19 protein-coding genes are annotated in these 19,160 nt (G+C 64.2%); 6 read left to right on the top strand and 13 right to left on the bottom strand.

Going from position 1 to position 19,160, the window contains the following annotated elements; all coding sequences use genetic code 11:
* The first annotated feature begins 102 nt into the window (after window positions 1-102).
* Window positions 103-1,434, top strand: a complete 1,332-nt coding sequence (locus tag LD110_RS17885) for a M1 family metallopeptidase (protein WP_225500715.1) — start codon at window positions 103-105, stop codon at window positions 1,432-1,434.
* A 25-nt stretch (window positions 1,435-1,459) separates the two neighbouring features.
* Here the strand turns inward: LD110_RS17885 and LD110_RS17880 are convergent, their stop codons facing one another.
* From LD110_RS17880 to pheS, 3 genes are read right to left on the bottom strand one after another with little or no spacing between them, the layout of a single operon-like run.
* Window positions 1,460-2,149, bottom strand: coding sequence for a 4'-phosphopantetheinyl transferase superfamily protein (locus LD110_RS17880; protein WP_374200364.1), 690 nt, complete (start codon window positions 2,147-2,149; stop codon window positions 1,460-1,462).
* Between the two features lie 26 nt (window positions 2,150-2,175).
* Window positions 2,176-4,719 (bottom strand): phenylalanine--tRNA ligase subunit beta, encoded by a 2,544-nt coding sequence (pheT, locus tag LD110_RS17875; RefSeq protein WP_225500659.1) that lies wholly within the window; start codon window positions 4,717-4,719, stop codon window positions 2,176-2,178.
* Between the two features lie 2 nt (window positions 4,720-4,721).
* Window positions 4,722-5,783 carry a phenylalanine--tRNA ligase subunit alpha gene (pheS, locus tag LD110_RS17870; RefSeq protein WP_225500657.1) on the bottom strand — a complete coding sequence of 354 codons (1,062 nt, stop codon included), beginning with the start codon at window positions 5,781-5,783 and terminating at the stop codon, window positions 4,722-4,724.
* A gap of 308 nt (window positions 5,784-6,091) precedes the next feature.
* Here pheS and LD110_RS17865 point away from each other — a divergent pair, with 308 nt between their 5' ends.
* Window positions 6,092-6,721, top strand: a complete 630-nt coding sequence (locus LD110_RS17865; protein ID WP_225500655.1) for an SIMPL domain-containing protein — start codon at window positions 6,092-6,094, stop codon at window positions 6,719-6,721.
* Here the strand turns inward: LD110_RS17865 and LD110_RS17860 are convergent.
* A complete protein-coding gene (locus tag LD110_RS17860) occupies window positions 6,687-7,328 on the bottom strand; it encodes a pyroglutamyl-peptidase I (protein WP_225500653.1) in 642 nt (213 codons plus the stop codon). The two genes, LD110_RS17865 and LD110_RS17860, sit on opposite strands and share 35 nt — an antisense overlap.
* Window positions 7,329-7,445: 117 nt before the next feature.
* On the opposite strand from LD110_RS17860, the gene LD110_RS17855 reads away from it, so the two are divergent.
* A complete protein-coding gene (locus LD110_RS17855; RefSeq protein WP_225500651.1) occupies window positions 7,446-8,588 on the top strand; it encodes an Rv2578c family radical SAM protein in 1,143 nt (380 codons plus the stop codon).
* A gap of 43 nt (window positions 8,589-8,631) precedes the next feature.
* Here LD110_RS17855 and LD110_RS17850 read toward each other — a convergent pair whose 3' ends face one another.
* Window positions 8,632-9,066 (bottom strand): (deoxy)nucleoside triphosphate pyrophosphohydrolase, encoded by a 435-nt coding sequence (locus tag LD110_RS17850; RefSeq protein ID WP_225500649.1) that lies wholly within the window; start codon window positions 9,064-9,066, stop codon window positions 8,632-8,634.
* Between the two features lie 216 nt (window positions 9,067-9,282).
* On the opposite strand from LD110_RS17850, the gene LD110_RS17845 reads away from it, so the two are divergent.
* A complete protein-coding gene (locus LD110_RS17845) occupies window positions 9,283-10,497 on the top strand; it encodes an MFS transporter (protein WP_225500647.1) in 1,215 nt (404 codons plus the stop codon).
* 3 nt (window positions 10,498-10,500) lie between these two features.
* On the opposite strand, the gene LD110_RS17840 is transcribed toward LD110_RS17845, so the two are convergent.
* Entirely contained in the window at window positions 10,501-11,418 is a 918-nt protein-coding gene (locus LD110_RS17840) for a cation diffusion facilitator family transporter (RefSeq protein WP_225500645.1), read from the bottom strand.
* Window positions 11,419-11,694: 276 nt separating this feature from the next.
* Here LD110_RS17840 and LD110_RS17835 point away from each other — a divergent pair, with 276 nt between their 5' ends.
* On the top strand, window positions 11,695-11,961 hold the full coding sequence (locus LD110_RS17835; RefSeq protein WP_225500643.1) for a GlsB/YeaQ/YmgE family stress response membrane protein: 267 nt from the start codon (window positions 11,695-11,697) through the stop codon (window positions 11,959-11,961).
* 107 nt (window positions 11,962-12,068) lie between these two features.
* On the opposite strand, the gene LD110_RS17830 is transcribed toward LD110_RS17835, so the two are convergent.
* From LD110_RS17830 to infC, 4 genes are all read right to left on the bottom strand, one after another.
* Window positions 12,069-12,986: an RNA methyltransferase gene (locus LD110_RS17830; protein WP_225500641.1), complete on the bottom strand. Its 918-nt coding sequence runs from the start codon at window positions 12,984-12,986 to the stop codon at window positions 12,069-12,071.
* Window positions 12,987-13,012: 26 nt separating this feature from the next.
* A complete protein-coding gene (gene rplT, locus LD110_RS17825) occupies window positions 13,013-13,684 on the bottom strand; it encodes a 50S ribosomal protein L20 (protein WP_225500639.1) in 672 nt (223 codons plus the stop codon).
* Between the two features lie 119 nt (window positions 13,685-13,803).
* A complete protein-coding gene (gene rpmI / locus LD110_RS17820) occupies window positions 13,804-13,998 on the bottom strand; it encodes a 50S ribosomal protein L35 (protein ID WP_225500637.1) in 195 nt (64 codons plus the stop codon).
* A gap of 116 nt (window positions 13,999-14,114) precedes the next feature.
* Window positions 14,115-15,077 carry a translation initiation factor IF-3 gene (infC, locus tag LD110_RS17815; RefSeq protein ID WP_374200363.1) on the bottom strand — a complete coding sequence of 321 codons (963 nt, stop codon included), beginning with the start codon at window positions 15,075-15,077 and terminating at the stop codon, window positions 14,115-14,117.
* A 447-nt stretch (window positions 15,078-15,524) separates the two neighbouring features.
* On the opposite strand from infC, the gene LD110_RS17810 reads away from it, so the two are divergent.
* Window positions 15,525-15,911, top strand: a complete 387-nt coding sequence (locus LD110_RS17810; RefSeq protein ID WP_225500635.1) for a DUF1844 domain-containing protein — start codon at window positions 15,525-15,527, stop codon at window positions 15,909-15,911.
* Window positions 15,912-15,989: 78 nt separating this feature from the next.
* Here the strand turns inward: LD110_RS17810 and LD110_RS17805 are convergent, their stop codons facing one another.
* The 3 genes from LD110_RS17805 to priA are packed head-to-tail and all read right to left on the bottom strand — an operon-like array spanning window position 15,990 to window position 19,115.
* A complete protein-coding gene (locus LD110_RS17805; protein WP_225500633.1) occupies window positions 15,990-17,375 on the bottom strand; it encodes an MFS transporter in 1,386 nt (461 codons plus the stop codon).
* Between the two features lie 55 nt (window positions 17,376-17,430).
* The gene (locus LD110_RS17800; RefSeq protein ID WP_225500631.1) at window positions 17,431-18,369 is read right to left on the bottom strand and encodes an SseB family protein; all 939 of its coding nucleotides are present in this window, start codon (window positions 18,367-18,369) and stop codon (window positions 17,431-17,433) included.
* Window positions 18,369-19,115, bottom strand: a complete 747-nt coding sequence (gene priA / locus LD110_RS17795; protein WP_225500629.1) for a bifunctional 1-(5-phosphoribosyl)-5-((5-phosphoribosylamino)methylideneamino)imidazole-4-carboxamide isomerase/phosphoribosylanthranilate isomerase PriA — start codon at window positions 19,113-19,115, stop codon at window positions 18,369-18,371. Before priA ends, LD110_RS17800 begins: the two co-directional genes overlap by 1 nt.
* Window positions 19,116-19,160: the final 45 nt, after the last annotated feature.

Genomic DNA, 19,160 nt, shown 5'->3' with positions numbered 1-19,160 from the left:
CACCCGTATTGACGAGCCTTCACACACCATAAGGAGCCGGTGCACCATATGACTCCCAAGCCCGATGCCCGAAAGCCGTCGAAGGTCGCAAAGCACCCCGCCATGGACGATGTCTCCCCCAACGAGGACCCGTACGCCCTTCACCACGGAACCACGACCTTCCTCGTAGAGCGTTATGAACTGGACATCGATTACCGGGTGCATAACAACCGGCTGTCGGGTGTGGCCCTGCTGCACTGCCGGGCACTGGAACCAACGGACAAGGTAATTCTTGACCTAGTTGGCCTCCGGGCGCTCAAGGTGCAGCTTGACGGACGCCGGGTCCCCAAATTTGGGCCCCGGGGAGAGCACCTGGTCATCCAAACACCGGAAAAACTGGTAGCGGGCCAGGCGTTTAGGGTGCAGGTCCGCTACGAAGGTAATCCGCGGCCCCGGCGAGGTCTGTGGGGCGAGGTCGGCTGGGAAGAACTCACGGACGGTGTCCTCGTTGCGGGCCAGCCAAACGGAGCCGCATCGTGGTTCCCGTGCAACGACCACCCCAGGCACAAGTCGACGTTCCGAATCTCCGTCACCACGGAAGAAAACTACCGGGCAGTCTGCAATGGCCGCCTCGTTTCACAAACCCGCAGGTCCAGCACCGAAACGTGGACCTACGAGCAGGACGAGCCCATGGCCCCTTATCTCGCCACCGTCCAGATAGGCCGCTACAAGATCCTCCATCTCAACGCCTCAGACACCCATCACCGCGTACCGCTCTACGCCGCCGTCACACCCGGCCTCGCCGAGGAAGCACTGTCAGGGCTACGGAGGCAGGCGGCCATGATGCGGACCTTCGAATCGTGCTTTGGCCCGTACCCGTTCCCCGCGTACACCGCAGTAGTCACCGAGGACGAGCTCGAAATCCCGCTGGAAGCCCAGACCGTGTCCATCTTTGGGCGCAACCACATGCGCCAAGCGTGGGAGGCTCAGCGGCTGATCGCCCACGAACTGTCGCATCAATGGTTTGGCAACTCCCTGACGGCCGCAAGCTGGCGGGACATCTGGCTGCATGAGGGCTTCGCCTGTTACGCCGAATGGCTTTGGTCCGAGGAATCGGGAGCAATGTCCGTTGGAGACAGGGCGAAGGCGGCCTGGCAGAAACTCGCCGCGTCCCCGCAGGACATTATTGTGGGCGACCCCGGTCCCGCGCGTATGTTCGACGACCGGGTTTACAAGCGGGGCGCACTTGCGCTTCATGCGGTGAGGCTGGCCTGCGGCGACGATCCCTTCTTCCGGGCCCTGCAAGCGTGGACGGCGTCTTTCCGGCACAGCAGCGTTTCAACAGCCGATTTCGTTGCGGTGATGGACGGCGAAGTCCCAGGACTGGACACCGCCTCGGTCCTCTCACCGTGGCTTTACCGGCAGGAACTCCCCCGGCTGCCGCAGGCTGCCTGACCCACGGCTTACAAGCGACCCGTCGCTAGGGACCGGTCACGGCAATAGCCGCCGCAAAACCAGTCGGCAGCCCAACGCTTCGCCACTGACCGAGGTCCAGATCGGCCAGCCCGGGACGCTCCAGCACGTCCAGGTCCTCAGGCCGGCTCCGCAGTCCTGAGCCTGTCATCTTGAGCCAGGCTTCCTTGCGGGCCCAGAGCCTGGTCCTTTCCAGGTCACGCACTTCCAGCGGCAGCCCCTGCACCCTCCTGCGTTCAGCCTCGGTCAGCGCCACCCCATCGAAGCCGGGAAACAGAGTACCGTCCACGTGCTCCAGGTCCGCGCCGAGCGCCATGCCCACTGGCGCGTCAAGGAGGGCTGCAAGCAGGAACCAGCCGCCCGCCTGGGAGACGCTGAGCAGCAGTGGCGCCGGGACGCCGTCGAGCAGGTAACCAGGCCTCCCGTGCGCCACCTCAACCCCCGCTCCGCAGTTCGGGCAGGAATAGCAGGCCTGAAGGGCCGACGGCGGGACGTCCAGCAGCGCCGCAGCGAAAGTCCGTTGGGCCAGGCGGCGGGAAACAAAGGCAACCCGGGCCTGGGGCGCCATGGCCCGCGCACGCTCTTGTTCCGCGGGCGACAACACTCCGGACGCGGCGGCTTCCGAACCTTCGGCTGCACGCGACCCGACGGGCTGGAGCGCTACTGCCAGCCCGCCGTCGAACGCCAATCCCGGCACAATCCGTGCCGCCGAATCGTGGAGAGTCAGCGCTGGACTGCCCCGAACCGCTCTGCGGCGACGGCGACAGCCGATTCCCGGGCACTCGACGCCTCATCAGCGGTGAGGGTACGGTCTGCCGCACGGAACCGAAGTCCAAACGCGAGGGACTTCTTGCCGTCCTCGATGCCCTTGCCGACGTAAACGTCAAACAAGGCCACATCCTCCAACAATTCGCCGGCACCTTCACGCAAGGCCGCCAGGACAGCGTCGGCCGGAACATCCTGCGGCACCACCAGCGCAACGTCCTGCGTGGCAACCGGGAAGCCGGAGATGTGCCGGGCCACAATCACATCAGCCGCTGCATCGAACAGTGCGTCAGCGTTGAGTTCCACGGCTACGGAGCGTGCCGGCATGTCGTGCGCCGCCAGCAGCTTCGGGTGGAGTTCACCGGCATAGCCAACAACTTCGCCCGAACGCAGCGCCAACTGCGCGGCGCGGCCCGGGTGGAACGCCTGGTGGCTGCCCTGGCTCACCACAAGGTCGACGCCAAGGACATCACCCATAAACCGGGCAACGTCAAGGGCATCCGCCCAGTCCCATGCGCGAGGCGCGTGTGCCGCGGCGGCCGGCGAGTCATTGCCGGTCATAATCGCGGCAACATGCAGCGGCTGGTCCGGGACGCCGTCGTACAGTGCATCCAGCACCTCATCGGACGGCCTGACGCCGAGCGGCGGGATGGAAGGTGTACCCATCGTGTCACCCGGCAGGAAGACGGAACCGGCCTCGAACAGTGCCAGATCACGGAAGCCGCGCGAGTGGTTTCGGTGGGCCACCTCGATGAGTCCAGGCAGGACAGAGGTGCGGAGGAAACCGTGCTCTTCGCTGATGGGATTGGCCAGTTTGACGGCCTGGCGGGGTGCGCCTTCCTTCGCGACGCCGAAGGTGTCGTTGGCAGCCTTGGAAACGAAGGGGTAGGACAGCACCTCGGTCAGGCCAGCGTCGGCAAGTGCCTGGATGAGGCGACGGCGCTGCTGCTGGCGGCGGGTCAGGCCGCGGCCGGGAGGTGCCACCGGCAGGGTAGAAGGGATGTTCTCATAACCGACCAGCCGGGCAATTTCCTCTGACAGGTCTTCCTTGGTCTCGAGGTCGTTCCGCCAGCTTGGCGGCGTAACCGTCCAGCCGTCGTCGGACTTGTCCAGGACGGCGCCCAGGTCCTCCAGGGAGGTGACCACCTGTTCTTCGCTGAAGTCGATGCCGATGCGCTCCGTGGCGAAGCCCGCCGGCAGTGGAATGGTCACCTGCGCGGGCATAGTTCCGACGTCGGTGCCTGCCTCGTCGGCCGTGCCGCCGGCGAGCTCAACCAGGAGGTCCACCACGCGTTGGGCGGCCACGCCGGCCACATGCCAGTCGACCCCGCGCTCGAAACGCTTGGAGGCCTCGGACGGCAGCTTGTGTCGCCGGCGCGAGCGGGAGATGGACACCTCATCGAAGTGCGCCGCCTCGACGAGCACGTTCACGGTGGAGTCGGAAACCTCGGTGGTTTCACCGCCCATCACCCCGGCGATACCGATGGCTCCGGACTCGTCGGCGATGAGGAGGTCCTCGGCGTCCAGGTCACGCACTTTGCCGTCGAGGGTGGTGATCTTCTCCCCTGCTGCTGCCCGGCGCACCACAATGTCGCCGGTCAGCTTGTCCAGGTCATAGCAGTGGGTTGGCTGGCCCAGTTCCAGCATCACATAGTTGGAAATGTCCACCGGCAGGGAGATGGAGCGGATGCCTGCCAGACGCAGCCTGGAAGCCATCCACGTCGGTGTAGGCCGGGTCGCGTCCACGCCGCGTACCGTTCGGGCCACGAAGCGGTCGGCTCCCGGCTTGCCGTAGATCGGGGCATCGTCGGCGATCCGAACTCCGTAGCCACCGCTAAGTTCGGCCGGCGCGGAGACCTTGGACGCAGGATCGGTGAATACCGTGCCAGTGGCGTGCGCGTACTCCCGGGCCACGCCGCGGATCGAGAAGGCGTAGCCGCGGTCAGGGGTGACGTTGATTTCCGCCGCCTCGTCCTTCAGCCCAAGGAGTTCCAGGGCATCAGTACCGATTTGGGGGTCGAGACCGATCCGGGACAGCACCAGGATGCCGTCGTGGTCCTCGCCGATGCCGAGTTCACGGACCGAGGCGATCATTCCAGCGGACATGTGGCCGTAGGTCTTCCGCGCAGAGATATGGAAGTCACCGGGCAGCACAGCGCCGGGCAGGGTCACCACCACCTTGTCGCCCTCGACGAAGTTATGGGCACCGCAGACGATGCCCTGCACTCCTGAGGGATCGATGCCCTTGCCCGTCAGCGACTGTTCCTGGCCTTCGGGCACCACGCGAACCTGGCACCAGTTGATGGTCTTGCCGTTGCTCTGGGGTTCCTTGACGATGCTGAGCACCTGGCCGACGACAATCGGTCCCCGGATCGTGTCTGAGGGGCGGTGCACGGCCTCTTCTTCAAAGCCGACCTTGACCAGTTCGGCCATAACGTCTTCGGCGGTGGCGCCGGACGGGACCTCTGCGAACTCTCGCAGCCATGAAAGGGGGATACGCACTGTTAGATCTCCATCCCGAAGTGCTCGCTGAAACGGACGTCGCCTTCGATCATGTCCCGCATGTCGCTGACCTCATTGCGGAACATGAGGGTGCGCTCGATGCCCATGCCAAAGGCAAACCCCGAATAGACCTCGGGATCGATGCCGGCGGCTCGCAGGACGTTGGGGTTGACCATGCCGCAGCCACCCCATTCGATCCAGCGCGGGCCTCCCTTTGCTCCCGGATGGAAAATATCCAGCTCGGCTGAGGGCTCCGTGAAGGGGAAGTAGTTGGGCCGCAGGCGAATCTGGGCATCGTCGCCGAACATCTGCCTGGCGAAATGCTCCAGGGTGCCGCGGAGGTCCGCCATGCTGAGGTTCTTGTCGATCGCCAAGCCCTCGAATTGATGGAACACCGGGGTGTGCGTGGCGTCCAGCTCATCCGTGCGGAACACCTTGCCCGGGCAGAGGACGTAGATAGGCACCTCGCGTTCCAGCATGGAACGCACCTGGACCGGCGAAGTGTGCGTGCGCATCAGCAGGTGGGACTCGGGCGGCTCCACGAAGAACGTGTCCTGCATTTCGCGGGCCGGGTGGTCCGGCTTGAAGTTCAGCGCGTCAAAGTTGAACCATTCCGACTCGACCTCAGGCCCTTCGGCAATCTCCCAACCCATGCCAACAAAGATGTCGGCCACCCGGTCCTGCAATGTGGACAGGGGGTGGCGGGCACCGGCCCGACGGCGGCGCGGGGCAGCCGTGACGTCGACGGTCTCCTCGATAAGGATCCGGGCATCGTTTTCGGCCTCGAGTTCAGCATTCCGGGCGGCGAGCGCCTGGTTGACCCGGCCGCGAGAAGCTCCCATGAGCTTTCCGGCCGCGGCCTTCTGGTCCTTGGACAGCGAGCCGATCTGGCGGTTCGCCAGGCTCAGCGGCGACTTCTCGCCCGTGTGGGCCAGGCGCACAGCTTTCAGGTCATCAAGGGTCGTGGCGGCGGCGATGGCCGCGATGGCGTCTTCCACGGCTGCGGAGATGGCGGCTTCATCCAGCGGGTTCGGGATGGCGGCGCCCGGCAAGGTCTCAGTCATCTACTGTTCTTAGCTACGAGTCGGAAGTTGCCGCGGACGCACACCCACCAGGGCACGGGGCCGGAGATGCAGTCTGCGAGCTAACGAAGGCCAGCGCCCCACGGCGAAGACCGGGAGGCACTGTCTTTCAGTCTAATTGACCGGACGGGGCATGGTTTACCGGAACGGGCACTTGTTATTCGTGGCCGTTATGGATGGTTTCAGGCAGGCCGCCGTTAGACAGGGCCGTTGCGCAGTGCCGTTAGAGTTGCGCAGTGCCGTTAGACAGGGCCGCATGGGTCCTCGGACCCGGGGACTAGCATTGGCCTATGACCGGAACCATCACAGTCAAGGGCGAGGGCACGGCGAACGCGGTTCCAGATCTCTTGGACCTCTTGATTGGAATTGAAACACGCAGGGCGGGAGCTGCAGAAGCATTCAGCGAACTGGGCCGAACTTCCCAAGCGGTTGTTGCCGTCCTTAGGGACAGCGGCGTTGGAGACAGGGACCTCCGCACTGGAGGGCTGGGGTTGCGCGCGGAGATCGTTTGGCAGGATGGGGTTCAGCGTGTTTCGGGCTATGTTGCCTCGACGCAGCTATCGGCCAGGCTCCGCACCTGGGAGTCGGCGGCGGCCATCATCGGCTCCGTTGTGTCGGCCGGCGGTGACGACACCCGGATCAACGGCCTGGAACCCGGGTTTGCGAATCCAGCTGCCGTCGCCCTCCGGACAAGGGAGCTCGCGTGGGCAGACGCCTTGGCAAAGGCCGAGCAGCTTGCGTCACTCGCAGGTTCCCGCCTCGGCCGGGTGGTGACCATTGACGAAGGCCCTCCTGCGCCGTCGCCCGTCCCCGTGGCCCTTGCCCGGGCTGCTGCCGTGGAGTCAGTGGACCTTGAGGCGGGCGAAGCGTCCGTCAGCGCAACTGTCACCGTGTGCTGGGAACTCCACGCAGGGCCGTAAGTTCGCGGGCTTTGGCGGCAGTTTGGGCCACCACAGCTATGCCCTGGGCCATCCCTGACAACTCCATGGTTGGACTGAGCCCGCTGGGCCGCTGGGAACGTTCGTAGGGAACATGGACAAAGCCCCCGATGGTGCGGGGGCGATCCGCTAGTTGGTGCATCAGGGCATAGAACACGTGGTTGCAGACATACGTTCCCGCGGACTGTGAAATCGATGCCGGGATTCCGGCTTCCGCGAGGTTGCGCAATGCCGCCCTGAGGGGCAACGTAGCGAAATATCCAGCTGGTCCCCCGTTCACCACTTCCCGGTCACTGGGCTGTGCCCCGGCGTTGTCTGGGATGTCCGCATCATCGCAGTTGATGGCAACACGTTCCAAGGACAGCCCGGTGCGGCCGCCGGCCAAACCGGCGCACACCACAACGTCGGGATCAAGGCGGTCCAGTGCATCCAAGAGCATCATGGACGCCGCACCGAAGACGACAGGAAGTTCGAGAACCTCAACGTTGTGGCCGTCTGCGCGGAGCAATTCCGCGGCAAGCAACACAGCTCCCCATGACGGGTTGGCGGCGTTGCCCGCGAACGGCTCGAAGCCGGAGAGCAAAATCATGGGCACAGCGTACCAACGCCATCGCGGCCATTGAGGGAACTGATGTCAGTCCGGCTTAAGCTTCGACTGGGCTGCGCCACCCTTGACATTGGATCGAACATATATTCGAATGTTCCTATGAGATGGGACGCACAGTCATTGGGCAGGGGTCGGAATCCAATCCCTGGCCAAGGCAATGGCCCGGACAGTCCTGCGGCCGCCCCAGCCTCGGACGCCCTCCTGCCCCTTGCCGGACTTGTGCGTTCCATCTCGACGCCCGAGTTTGCCGGGATCACCTTCCACGAGGTCACTGCGAAATCGGTGCTCAACAAGGTGCCTCCCGGTTCGCGCATGCCTTTCGAGTGGACCATCAACCCTTACCGCGGCTGCAGCCATGCCTGCGTCTATTGCTTTGCCCGAAAGAGCCACACGTATCTGGACTTCGACTCTGGACTGGACTTTGACAGTCAGGTGGTTGTGAAGGTGAACGCGGCGGAGGTCCTTCGGCGGGAATTGTCGCGTCCCGGCTGGGGCCACCATCATGTCGCCCTTGGCACCAACACCGATCCGTACCAGCGGGCAGAGGGCCGCTACCAACTCATGCCCGGCATCATCAGGACCCTTGCGGATTCGGGGACACCTCTTTCCATCCTCACCAAAGGCACCCTGCTCTCGCGGGACATCCCGCTGCTCAAAGCGGCTGCCAGCCAGGTGCCCGTAGGGGTGGGGATCTCCCTCGCCATGCTGGACGAAGAGTTGTCTGCAACCATTGAACCTGGAACCCCGACGCCACGGGCACGGCTGGCGCTTATCCGCCGGTTGAGGAATGCGGGCTTGGAATGCAACGTCATGGCCATGCCTATATTGCCGTGGCTTACCGACGGCGAGGAGTCCTTGCATTCATTGTTCCAAGCGTTGTCCGAGGCCGGAGCCACGGGCGTGACGGCGGGTGCGCTCTACTTGAGGCCGGGAACGCGGGAGTGGTTTATGCAGTGGCTCGGCAAGCACCACCCGGAGTTGGTGGGCCGCTACCGCAGTCTCTACGGACAGGGTTCGTATGCGTCCAAGGAATATCAAAAATGGCTGGCGTCTCGAGTCGTAGCCGTCAAGGCCCGCTACGGCTTCACCGGAACCCAGGGCTTCAGCCATAGGAAAAAGGCAGCAAAGTTGCCCGAATCCGGTCATCAGGTCGCCGCCCGTTCCGCGGCTCAACAAAGGCTACTGCCAGGGGCTGAATACGAGGTTGAACTCCCGGCTGGACAGCAGGCTGCACTCTTTTAGGCACCCTGCCATTGTTGACCGCCAGGCCACAGGAGCAACTACCTCAGGCCAGGGCAGCCACGCGGTCCAAGAGTGCCTTGACAATGGGCTCGTCGGCCGGAATCCACGGCAGGTCCAGGGCCGCGGCACGGTCTTCCAGGGGTACCCAAAGCAGTTCGTCATGGTCCTGGAGCGGGCGAGGAGTGCCGCCGCGCAACTCTGCGAACCAGACCCGCATCACTGCGCGTTCGTTGAGCGGCCACCCATCCGGCTGTGATGACTCCAGCTCGTCGCCCAGTCGAATCCGAACTCCGAGTTCTTCGAGCAGTTCCCTGTGCAACGCATCCTCGCAACTCTCGCCCGATTCCACCTTGCCTCCCGGGAATTCCCACATACCGGCGAACCGCGGGGGTGCCGTGCGGCGGGCAGCAAGAAGGCTTCGGGGATTCTCGAGTGAGTCCACAATAGCGGCGCCCACCACGTTTATGCGTCCAGTCACCCCGCCAGTCTACGGGCGAACACTCAGGGGGACTCACGCCCCGCAGCATGTGGTGGTGGCCACATAACGATCAAGGTAGTTGCACGCGCCAGTAAACTTTGGACACCGGGCTTTTCGCTCCAGTGGCAGGCCCGCTTCGGATGGCCCGACGATGCGCTGCCCACCCTGATCCGTCCGTCAGTGCGGATTCCGTCGCCATCTCCAAGAAACAGGCACATGACTACCACAGCCATTTCCCGTCCCGTCCGGAAAGCCGCTCCCAGCTCCGTCGCCTGGGCAATCGTTGCCCTCGCAATGGGTGGCTTCGCCATCGGGGTGACCGAGTTCACCATCATGGGCCTGCTCAAAGAAGTCGAAGCGGGCCTGTACGTCAGTACGCCGGAGGCGGGAAACCTCATTTCCGCCTATGCGTTGGGGGTGGTCATTGGGGCCCCGCTATTTGCCGCCTTTGGGGCCCGACTGCCACGTAAACATCTGGCGCTGGGACTCATGGCTGTGCTGAGCCTGGCGAACCTTACGTCGTTCCTGGCTCCGGACTACGGGTCCATGATCCTGACCCGTTTCGCCTCGGGCCTCCCGCACGGTGCCTACTTTGGCGTCGCCGCGGTTATTGCAGCGTCCCTGGTGGCGCCTACGCGGCGTGGTTGGGCAATCTCCATGGTCATGGCGGGGCTGACAGTTTCAAATGTAGTTGGTGTGCCGGCGGCCACCTGGCTGGGCCAAACCTTCGGCTGGCGGCTGTTGTTCGTTGTGGTCGGCTTGATCGGCTTCACGACGGTTGGCCTTGTGTGGAAGTTTGTACCGTTTGAGCCGGCCCACCCAGAGGCTTCGATCCGGCGCGAACTCGGTGCCCTGAAGAGGGTCCAGGTGTGGCTGGCACTCTTGATCGGAATTATTGGCTTCGGCGGTTTCTTCGCCACTTACACGTACATCGCACACACTATGACAACGGTCGCTGGCATGCCCGAGTCCATTGTCCCTGTGGTTGTGGCCCTGTATGGCCTCGGCATGGTGGCGGGCAACGTCCTCGGTGGACGGATCGCGGATAAGTCCGTTATGGGAACCATCTACCGCGTCCTCCCGGGGATTGCCGCCGCACTGGTGCTCTACGCCGTGGCCGCCCATTGGGCTTGGAGCGCCCTGTTTATGGCTTTTGTGGTGGGTGCCATCGGGTCGATGCTTGTCCCGCCCTTGCAGACGCGACTGCTGGATGCCTCCCCTGACGCTCCATCCCTGGCGTCTTCCTTGAACCACTCCGCCCTGAACATCGCGAACGCCCTCGGGGCGTTCCTTGGAGGTGTGGTCATCGCCTGGGGCTGGGGATATGTTGCTCCAGCCTTGGTCGGGGCGTTCCTAGCCCTCCTAGGCCTCGGCGTCGCCGTCGTAAGCGGCCTCCTGGAGCGCAGGAGACCACTCACGGCATCCCAGTGACCTTTAGACCTGGACTCGCTCGATGTCGGGTTCCAGATAGATAACCCTGGCGATCGGTACGGCGGCGCGGATGCGTGCTTCCGCCTCATCGATGGCCCTGGCGATCTCCTCGCCTGATTCAGCTGCACCCACGGAGATCTTTGCGGCAACCAAGAGTTCCTCCGGACCCAGATGCATCGTTTTGATGTGGATAATGCGCGTCCCATCGGCCTGGATGGCTTCCTGGATCCTGTTGACGTCGTTCCGATTCGCGGATTCGCCAAGCAGCAGCGATTTTGTCTCAATTGCAAGGATGACGGCGATCGCCACAAGGAGCAGGCCGATCATGCCCGTACCCACGGCATCCCAGACACCATTCCCCGTGATCAACGTCAGCCCCACACCAAAGAGGGCAAAGACCAGGCCGAGCAATGCGCCCAGGTCTTCGAGGAGGATGACCGGCAGTTCCGGCTGCTTGGCGTTGCGTACGAACGAGACCCAGGTCTGCTTCCCGCGAATGTGGTTCGACTCTACGATCGCGGTGCGGAACGAGAAGCCCTCCGCGATGATGGCACCGACGAGGACCGCCAGGGGAACCCACCAGAACATACCCTCGATGGCGTGCGGATGCTGCAGCTTCTCCCAGGCTTCATACAGTGCAAACAAGCCACCGACGCTAAAGAGCACAATCGACACGATGAATGCGTAGATGTAGCGTTCCCGGCCGTAGCCAAATGGATGCTGCGGACTGGCCGCGCGCTGGGACCGAATGCCGCCAACCAGCAGGAGCACCTGGTTGCCAGAGTCGGCAACGGAGTGGATGGCCTCAGCCAGCATGGACGACGACGCCGTCAAAATAAAGGCCAGAAACTTAAGGACCGCGATGGTCAGATTGGCCGCGAGGGCCGCCACGATCGCCTTTGTACCGCCTTGTGCAGCCACGAAGGTTCACCTCTTCAGTTTGGGATAGCGAGAACGTCGGGATCCGTGGCTTCAGCGGCACGTCCCGCACTCCATACCGTACCTGTCGGCTCATGGCCCCCGCACGTGCGATGACACGCCGATCAGCCAACAACGGGCCAACGACCTCCTAACGACACGCCTAACGACACGCCAATGACACGAAAGTAAGCCTACTGACAACCTTTCGCCAAAGTGTTAACGTGAGGGCTATGGAAGGGGTCGGCACAACCGGCCCCCCGAACACAAGGAGGAGACATGGGCCTACTCGCCTGGATTGTTCTCGGACTTATTGTTGGTGCAATTGTCAAAGCCATCATGCCCGGAAGGGTAGGCGGAGGATGGGTGACCAGCCTCATTCTGGGCGTCGTCGGCGCATTGGTCGGCGGTTGGATCGGCAGCTTGTTGTTCAACAGGGGCGATCTGGCCTTCTTTGACCTCGGAACATGGCTTCTTGCCATCGTCGGCGGGCTTCTTGTCGCCGGTATCTACGGCGCAATCACCGGACGCAACCGGACAACGTAACTCCTGACCGCTAACTTCCAGCAGCAGTGGGCGGGCGCACCAACTGGTGCACCAGCCCCTTGCCTATTCAGCTATTGGTCAACGTCCGGCGCCCTGTGCCGCATGATTCAGCGCCGCTGTGCCCGGGCACTGGCGTAAAGGCAAACCGTTGCCGCAGTCCCAAGATTGAGGCTTTCCGCCGAGCCGTACACCGGGACAGCTACGCGATGATCCGCCAGCGCGAGTTCGTCGTCGCTCAGCCCCTGGGCCTCGTTCCCGAACAGCCACGCGGTGGGGCCTTCCAAGGCGAACGGAGCCTTTCCGGACGCCCCACTGGCGGATTCCTCCGCTGACCCGCCCAGCCTGCGGCGGGCGCTCTGGTCTTGCAGTGCGTCAAGATCCACGTCGCCGTAGCCATCTGCGGCCAAAATCCCCAAGCCGTTGCCACGAAGTCTCGCCACCAACTCTTCGACGTCGGCACCGAGCACCACAGGCACGTGGAACAGCGAACCCGCAGTAGAGCGAACCGCCTTGGGGTTGTAGATATCCACGCTCGACGACGTCAGCACCACCGCATCAGCCCCGGCCGCGTCAGCGGCACGCAGGACGGTACCCGCATTACCGGGGTCACGGACTTGGCAAAGTACGGCAACCAGGCGGGGACCGGCGTCGAGCACTTCGTCCAAGGCGACGTCCACGAAGCTGCACACCGCCACAATCCCCTGCGGGTTGACGGTGTCCGCCATGGCGGTCAGAACGTCATCGCTTGCCAGCCGCAAGAGGGTGCCGGCGGCCAGTTCCGCGAGTTCCGGCAGCCGGTCGAGGCAGGCCCTGCTGGCGTAAACCTCATGGACAACCGGCTCCTGGCCCTGGGCCAGGCGCGAACGATTCATCACCAGGGCCTCGCGGACCGCCTGTGGTCCTTCGGCGAGGAAGCGCTGCTTCCTTAAACGCGCCGGGCGCCCGGCAAGCTTAGCCACGTCCCGTACCCGATCTGCTCGGGGATTGGACATTGGTTCTGCTTGCGGGCGCCCGGTTTCGTTCATACAAGAAACCCTAGCGGCTCGCGCGACTAGTTCTTGATCTGCTGGCGGGCTTCGCCGCCTGCCGGCTCGAAGCCAGCAGCCTTGGCAGCCTCAACGGTGGAGAACCAGTATTCGGCGGCGGTGGCGTCGTACCAGGTGGAACCCGGAACGTGGTACTTCTTGGACTCGGCGTTGCCCTTGATGGCGTAGCCTTCGGGAGCGTCCTCGCCCTCAACGGCGACAACAGCACCTTCGATGGCCGGCTTCTCTGCAACAACGGCCTTGACGGCCGTAGCGGTGGCGGCGGCAGACGTAGCCTTTGCCTTGGGCGCCTCAGCCTTGGCGGCAGGAGCGGAAGTGTCGGACGGCAGGGCGTCCTTGGCCACCTGGACCAGGGCGGCGAAAGCGTTGGCGTCGGAGACGGCAAGCTCAGCCAGCATGCGGCGGTCAACCTCCACCTCAGCGGCCTTCAGGCCCTGGATGAGGCGGTTGTAGGTGAGGCCGTTGGCGCGGGATGCAGCGTTGATGCGCTGGATCCAAAGACGGCGGAAGTCACCCTTGCGCTTGCGGCGGTCGCCGTAGCTGTAAACAAACGAGTGCAGCAGCTGTTCCTTGGCCTTGCGGTAAAGGCGGGAACGCTGACCGCGGTAACCCTTGGCGCGTTCGAGGATAACCCGGCGCTTCTTGTGGGCGTTGACCGCCCGCTTCACACGTGCCACGTGCGTACTCCTTCAGAATTTCTTGATCCCAAGCTGCTACTGCCGGTTTCCCGGCTGGCCTGAGAAGGCTTGGTTGTAGTCGACGGTTGCCGGTTGGCAACTCGCCGGAGGACTTGGAATTAGAGGCCGAGCATCTTCTTGATGACCTTGGCGTCGCCCTTGAAGACGATGCGGTCGCCGGCGAGGCGGCGGGTCAGGATGGAGGACTTGTGCTCCAGGTAGTGACGGCGGTTGGCCTGCTGGCGCTTCAGCTTGCCTGTGCCGGTCAGCTTGAAGCGCTTCTTGGCACCGCTGTGGGTCTTCATCTTCGGCATGAGAACCGATCTCCTAACGTATCCGCAGAACTAATCTGCAGTTCTTGACGCAGCCAATCCCTGCGGGACGGCATGCTGCTTGCTTGCCGCGCGGAGTAATCCGCTACGGCTGTGTACTAGTTGGTCTTCCTGGCAGGCGGCTTAGGCGTAGCCTTGGGTGCTGCGGGCCGGGCCACTGGCTTGGGCGCGGCCGGCTTTGCCACCGGCTTGGGCGCCGCAGGCGCAGCGGGCTTCGGCGCAGCGGGCTTCGGCGCCTCTGCAGGCGCAGCCGGAGTTGCCGGAGCCGCAGGAACTGCTGCGGCAGGGGCCACCGGGGCGGACTCCTCGACGACGGCAGGCGCCACCGGGGCGGACTCCTCGACGACGGCAGGCGCCACCGGGGCGGACTCCTCAACGACGGCAGGCGCCACCTCAGGCGCTGCAGTCTCCACAGCACCCTCGTCAGCGGCTTCAGCAGACAGGAAGCCTTCCGGAAGCAGGTCGCCCAGCGACTGCGTCATCGGTGCCTTGTCGCTGGAAACGTCAACGCGGGCTGCAGCGGCCTTGGCCTCATTCTGGGCCTTGGCTTCGGCACGCTGTGCGGCGCGCCGTGCCTCAGCTTTGGCTTCGGCCTTGTTCTTCAGCGGTCCGATGACCATGACCATGTTGCGGCCGTCGATCCTGGGGCTGGATTCGACGACACCAACTTCGGCCACGTCGTCCGCGAATCGCTGCAGCAGGCGAATGCCCATTTCGGGACGCTGCTGTTCGCGACCACGGAACTGGATCATGGCCTTAACCTTGTCGCCGGCACCCAGGAAGCGAAGCGCGTGCCCGCGCTTCGTCTCGTAGTCATGGGTGTCGATCTTCAGGCGGAAGCGAATCTCCTTCAGAACCGTGTTGGTCTGGTTCTTCCGGGCTTCACGGGCCTTCACCGCGGCTTCGTACTTGTACTTTCCGAAGTCCATCAGCTTGCACACCGGCGGCTTGGCCTGCGGCGCAACTTCAACGAGATCCAAATCTGCCTCGGCTGCCAAACGCAGGGCATCCTCAATACGGACGATGCCTACCTGTTCGCCGGCAGGGCCGACCAACCGCACTTCCGGGACGCGGATACGCTCATTGATTCTTGGCTCGCTAATGTCAAAGCTCCTGTGATTGTGATGGTTGTGCCGGCAAACAGAGAAGGCCCCCAATTGCCGGTGCAATCGAAGGCCTCAATAGTCGGGGCATCCGCAACTGCCACCCTCTACGGGCAGCCCGTCGCGGCTACGCGCATTGCCATGGGCCTGGGCCCTGCAATGTCCGACCGGTTACCCGGCAACCTTGGCCCCTGGAATCGTTCACCAGGGAAACGGCTGACGCGGGTGGGAGAGAACTCCGCTTGCAAACTGAAAATCAATTCTACAGAAAACCGCCCCTGTCCGCACATCGGCGACACGGGTGCTTGCCCTGGTGCGTTTAGCCGTTCGCTTTACTTCGCGAACTGAAGCACAGGGGACAATCCGAATAACGACTTCCAGTCGGTCTGTGCCAAGCTTACCCACATGAGCACTTCTGACAGCAATCAGCACATCCACGAGTCCGACGGCGACGACGCCGTCCTCGCCCAGCAGATCCGGGATATCTCCGAGGTCCCGGCCGTGGAAGTCATCACCACGGGAGCCGTCCATCTCATGAGTGCCGCCGCAGTCAAGGTGGGTCTGGCGGACGACCCCAACGCCGAAGACCTCAAGGACCTGGACGAGGCGCGCAAGCTGATCACTGCGTTGGCTGGACTTGTAACGGCTGCTGCTCCGGAAATCGGGTCCCAGCATGCCGGCCCTTTGCGCGACGGCCTCCGTTCCCTACAGCTCGCCTTCCGGGAAGCCTCCCTTATTCCTGACGAGCCCGGCAAGGGCCCCGGAGAGAAGTTCACCGGACCGGTCAATTAGGAGGGTGCAGGCAAAGCCGATCTCGCGACGACCAACTCAGGCCCCTTGCGTGGCCAGGAAGGCAAGGAAGTCGCTCACTTAGGCGGGGCCGGTCATTGCCCGGCCTTCCTTTTTGCCGCTGTGCCTCCCGCGGTGGAACGCTACCGCTGCCAAGCACAGCACAACTCCACCGGCGCCCACCGAAACGAAGCCTCCCCAAGGTCCAACGGCATCGATGAAGACGCCGGCCAGCGGCGAGCCGAGGGCAACTCCGGCGGTGAGAGCGGAACCGTACCAGCCCATCGCTTCACCCCTGCGGTCCTCATCAACCAACTCCGCAACTTTCTCTGAGGCAGCTGAAAGCACCGGTGCGCACAACAGACCTGGCAGCACAGACAGGAGCGCCACGGTCCAGGTGTCATGGGCGAAGCCCATGGGGACTGTGAGCGCAGCCATGCCGAACAACAGGATCGCTGGCGGCAGCGGACGATGCATCGCCCCGTACAGGACGCCACCCACAACCGACGCCGCGCACCAGAAGAAGAAGACAATGCCGATGTCTGCTTGCCTTCCGCCCCGTTCCAGCAGGGCCACAATGCCGACGTCGGTCCCGCTCAGCACTACGCCGGAACCCGCGGCGACGGCGAAGACCGCTGCCACCGCGGCCGTGAACCAGGCGAGGCTTCGCGCCAACCTGCCTGGAGGCTGTTCATCGCGGCCCGGAACACGTGGACTTTCGCCAGCGCCTTCTCCCCCAGATCGGTGCCGCGAAGGTGTCAAGGCAGAACCGCCGACGTCGGCCGGGTCATGAAGCTGGGCCGGAGCCGTGGCGACCAAAGCCGCATCAGCGGCGTCAATTCCAGCCGCCCCATGGGCGCCCGACTCCTCCGCCAAGCCACCCTGCGCACTTCGGGTGGGTGGGTTGAACCACAGCAGGAAGAGCCCCGCAAGGGACGTTGAGACACCCACGATGGTCAGTCCCGCTGTCGAGAGCCCTGCTGTTGCCGCAACCGCGCCAACCGCTGGGCCGATCATGAAAACGACTTCCGTAGTGATCGAATCGAGGGCATATGCAGTCCGCCGCTGCTCAGTGTCTGCCAGGACGCCCAGGGACTGGCGGATGACGCTGAAGATGGGCAGCGTGAAGAGGCCACCGATGAAGACGAGCGGCAGGATCCACTGGTAGCTGACGTATGGAACCACGGACCAAATCACGGATTCGGAGACGATTGATGGAATCAGCGCCTTGCGCAGGCCAACAGTGTCCACGCGCCGGCCACGCCAGGGCGCACCGAGGGCGATGCCGATGGTCATGATGGCCGCAGCGGTGCCGGCGGCGGCGTAGCCCTCCCCGAGAGACAGCACGATGTGCAGGGTGAGAAGGACACCGGCCGCCGAATGGGGAATCCTTGCGATCATGCCCACAAGGAGAAGACGGCGAATGGGTCGGTGCGTCAGCAGTTCCCGGTATAGGGCGAAGTTCACGCTCACATCCTTTTTGCCAGCTTGGGGCATTCCAGGATGTTTTCCGTGCGCCCCTCTACTCTGCCGCGCGCCGCAGCTTGACTTCGATCGAGTCAACGCGCTCGGCGCACAGTTCATTCCGTGCCCAGTCCGCATTGACAGCAGTTACCAGCGACTGAACGCCGGCAGCATCGAGGCCGTCTTCCAAATAGAGGATGACGGAGAGCTCGGGTCCCGCGCCGCCGCCCGGCATGGTCCTCCCGGAAGCGGTGGCCGTGGCCACGCCAGCCCCTGGCATCGTCTGAATGCGCCGAACAGCGGAGTGCCGAACGGCGAGCGAACTGAGAGTGGACTCCAGTTCATCATCCAGATACGACGGCGTCCAGTCCCGCTGCTGTGCCAATGACCACATCGCCGGTCTACGAACCACAAAGGTCACCTCGGAGCCTGGGTCCAGGACGAGCAGCTCCGCTCCCTCGGACACGGCCGACAGTGCTGCCCTCGCCGCGTAGACGGCGACGGGCCGGGCTTCCGGGTGCCAGGCTTCGAGCGCGGCGACGGAGGTGAAGACCGGCATGGCTTTCCGGCCGTCAGGGGCCTTGAGTGTGACGAGCGCCATGTCGGCCTCTTTGTCGGCGTGAAGGCCGCCGACACCTTCGGCCTCCTGTGCCAGCTGGGCAACGACCGGTACGAACACCCGGGCGGTCGCCAGTGCGGCCACAACGTTGGCCTCTGCACCGGTACCGGAAAGCAGCTCCCCAATTGCGGCGAGGTAGCCCCTGTCCGCGGTGCCGTCGTCGTCGTCGAAATTGTGGATCTTGGCGGCGTCCCCGCTGAGGTCCCGACCCGCCCAAGGCCGTCCCGCGGAGTCTGTCAGTCCCCCAGCCTTGGCCAGTGCCGCGGCGATGTGGCCTGGGAGTTCACGCGACGGCGTGGCTCCCCCAGCGTGCTCGCGACCCGGGCGCCGCGCGCCGTCGCCATTCTGCTGCTCCTGGGGCTCCTGGTGGCCGTGCATCACCGGCGACCGGCGACGTCCAGCGCCTCAGGCAGCGTGAAGGCCCCTGCATACAGGGCTTTGCCGACAATTGCGCCCTCCACGCCCAGGGGCACAAGCTCACGAAGAACGCGAAGGTCGTCCAGGCTGGAGATGCCGCCCGAAGCCACAACGGGTTTGCCGGTCCGCTCCACCATCTGCTTCAACAGTTCGACGTTTGGACCCTGGAGAGTGCCATCCTTGGTGACGTCCGTCACGACGTACCGTGCGCAACCGGCGTCTTCGAGTCGGGCGAGGACATCCCACAGATCGCCGCCTTCCTTGGTCCAGCCGCGGCCAGCGAGCGTTGTGCCGCGAACGTCAAGCCCGACGGCGATCTTGTCACCGAAGCGATCGATGGCCCTGCGGGTCCAGTCGGGGTTTTCGAGGGCGGCCGTTCCCAGGTTGACTCGGGCCACACCGAGGGCAAGTGCTCGCTCGAGGGATTCGTCGTCGCGCAGGCCGCCGGAAAGTTCTACTTTGAGGCTTAGCTGGGACACCACGTCGCTAATCAGCTCCGCGTTGTTCCCCCGACCGAAAGCGGCATCCAAGTCCACCATGTGCACCCACTCGGCGCCGGCCTCCTGCCAGTTCAGGGCGGCTTCCAGCGGTGTTCCATAGCTGGTTTCGGAGCCGGCCTCGCCTTGGAGCAGGCGGACCGCCTGCCCGTCCACGATGTCGACGGCGGGCAGGAGTTCAAGAACGGGAAGTTCAGAAGCGGTGGTCATCGATGTCCTTGTTAGGGGTGCTTTGGAGTTGGTGGGGCGCGTAAT

The sequence above is a fragment of the Arthrobacter sp. M4 genome, from assembly GCF_020251205.1.
GTDB lineage: Bacteria > Actinomycetota > Actinomycetes > Actinomycetales > Micrococcaceae > Arthrobacter.
Note: the sequence above shows the minus strand (reverse complement) of the source record. Positions and strands in the feature narration are given on the sequence as shown.

Coding starts and splice junctions, on each gene's coding strand:
- priA (WP_225500629.1), bottom strand. CDS start 19,115: ATGACCACCGCTTCTGAACTTCCCGTTCTTGAACTCCTGCCCGCCGTC.
- LD110_RS17830 (WP_225500641.1), bottom strand. CDS start 12,986: ATGAACGAAACCGGGCGCCCGCAAGCAGAACCAATGTCCAATCCCCGA.
- LD110_RS17860 (WP_225500653.1), bottom strand. CDS start 7,328: ATGATTTTGCTCTCCGGCTTCGAGCCGTTCGCGGGCAACGCCGCCAAC.
- LD110_RS17810 (WP_225500635.1), top strand. CDS start 15,525: ATGAGCACTTCTGACAGCAATCAGCACATCCACGAGTCCGACGGCGAC.
- pheS (WP_225500657.1), bottom strand. CDS start 5,783: ATGACTGAGACCTTGCCGGGCGCCGCCATCCCGAACCCGCTGGATGAA.
- rpmI (WP_225500637.1), bottom strand. CDS start 13,998: ATGCCGAAGATGAAGACCCACAGCGGTGCCAAGAAGCGCTTCAAGCTG.
- LD110_RS17855 (WP_225500651.1), top strand. CDS start 7,446: ATGAGATGGGACGCACAGTCATTGGGCAGGGGTCGGAATCCAATCCCT.
- LD110_RS17885 (WP_225500715.1), top strand. CDS start 103: ATGGACGATGTCTCCCCCAACGAGGACCCGTACGCCCTTCACCACGGA.
- LD110_RS17835 (WP_225500643.1), top strand. CDS start 11,695: ATGGGCCTACTCGCCTGGATTGTTCTCGGACTTATTGTTGGTGCAATT.
- LD110_RS17800 (WP_225500631.1), bottom strand. CDS start 18,369: ATGCACGGCCACCAGGAGCCCCAGGAGCAGCAGAATGGCGACGGCGCG.
- LD110_RS17845 (WP_225500647.1), top strand. CDS start 9,283: ATGACTACCACAGCCATTTCCCGTCCCGTCCGGAAAGCCGCTCCCAGC.
- LD110_RS17865 (WP_225500655.1), top strand. CDS start 6,092: ATGACCGGAACCATCACAGTCAAGGGCGAGGGCACGGCGAACGCGGTT.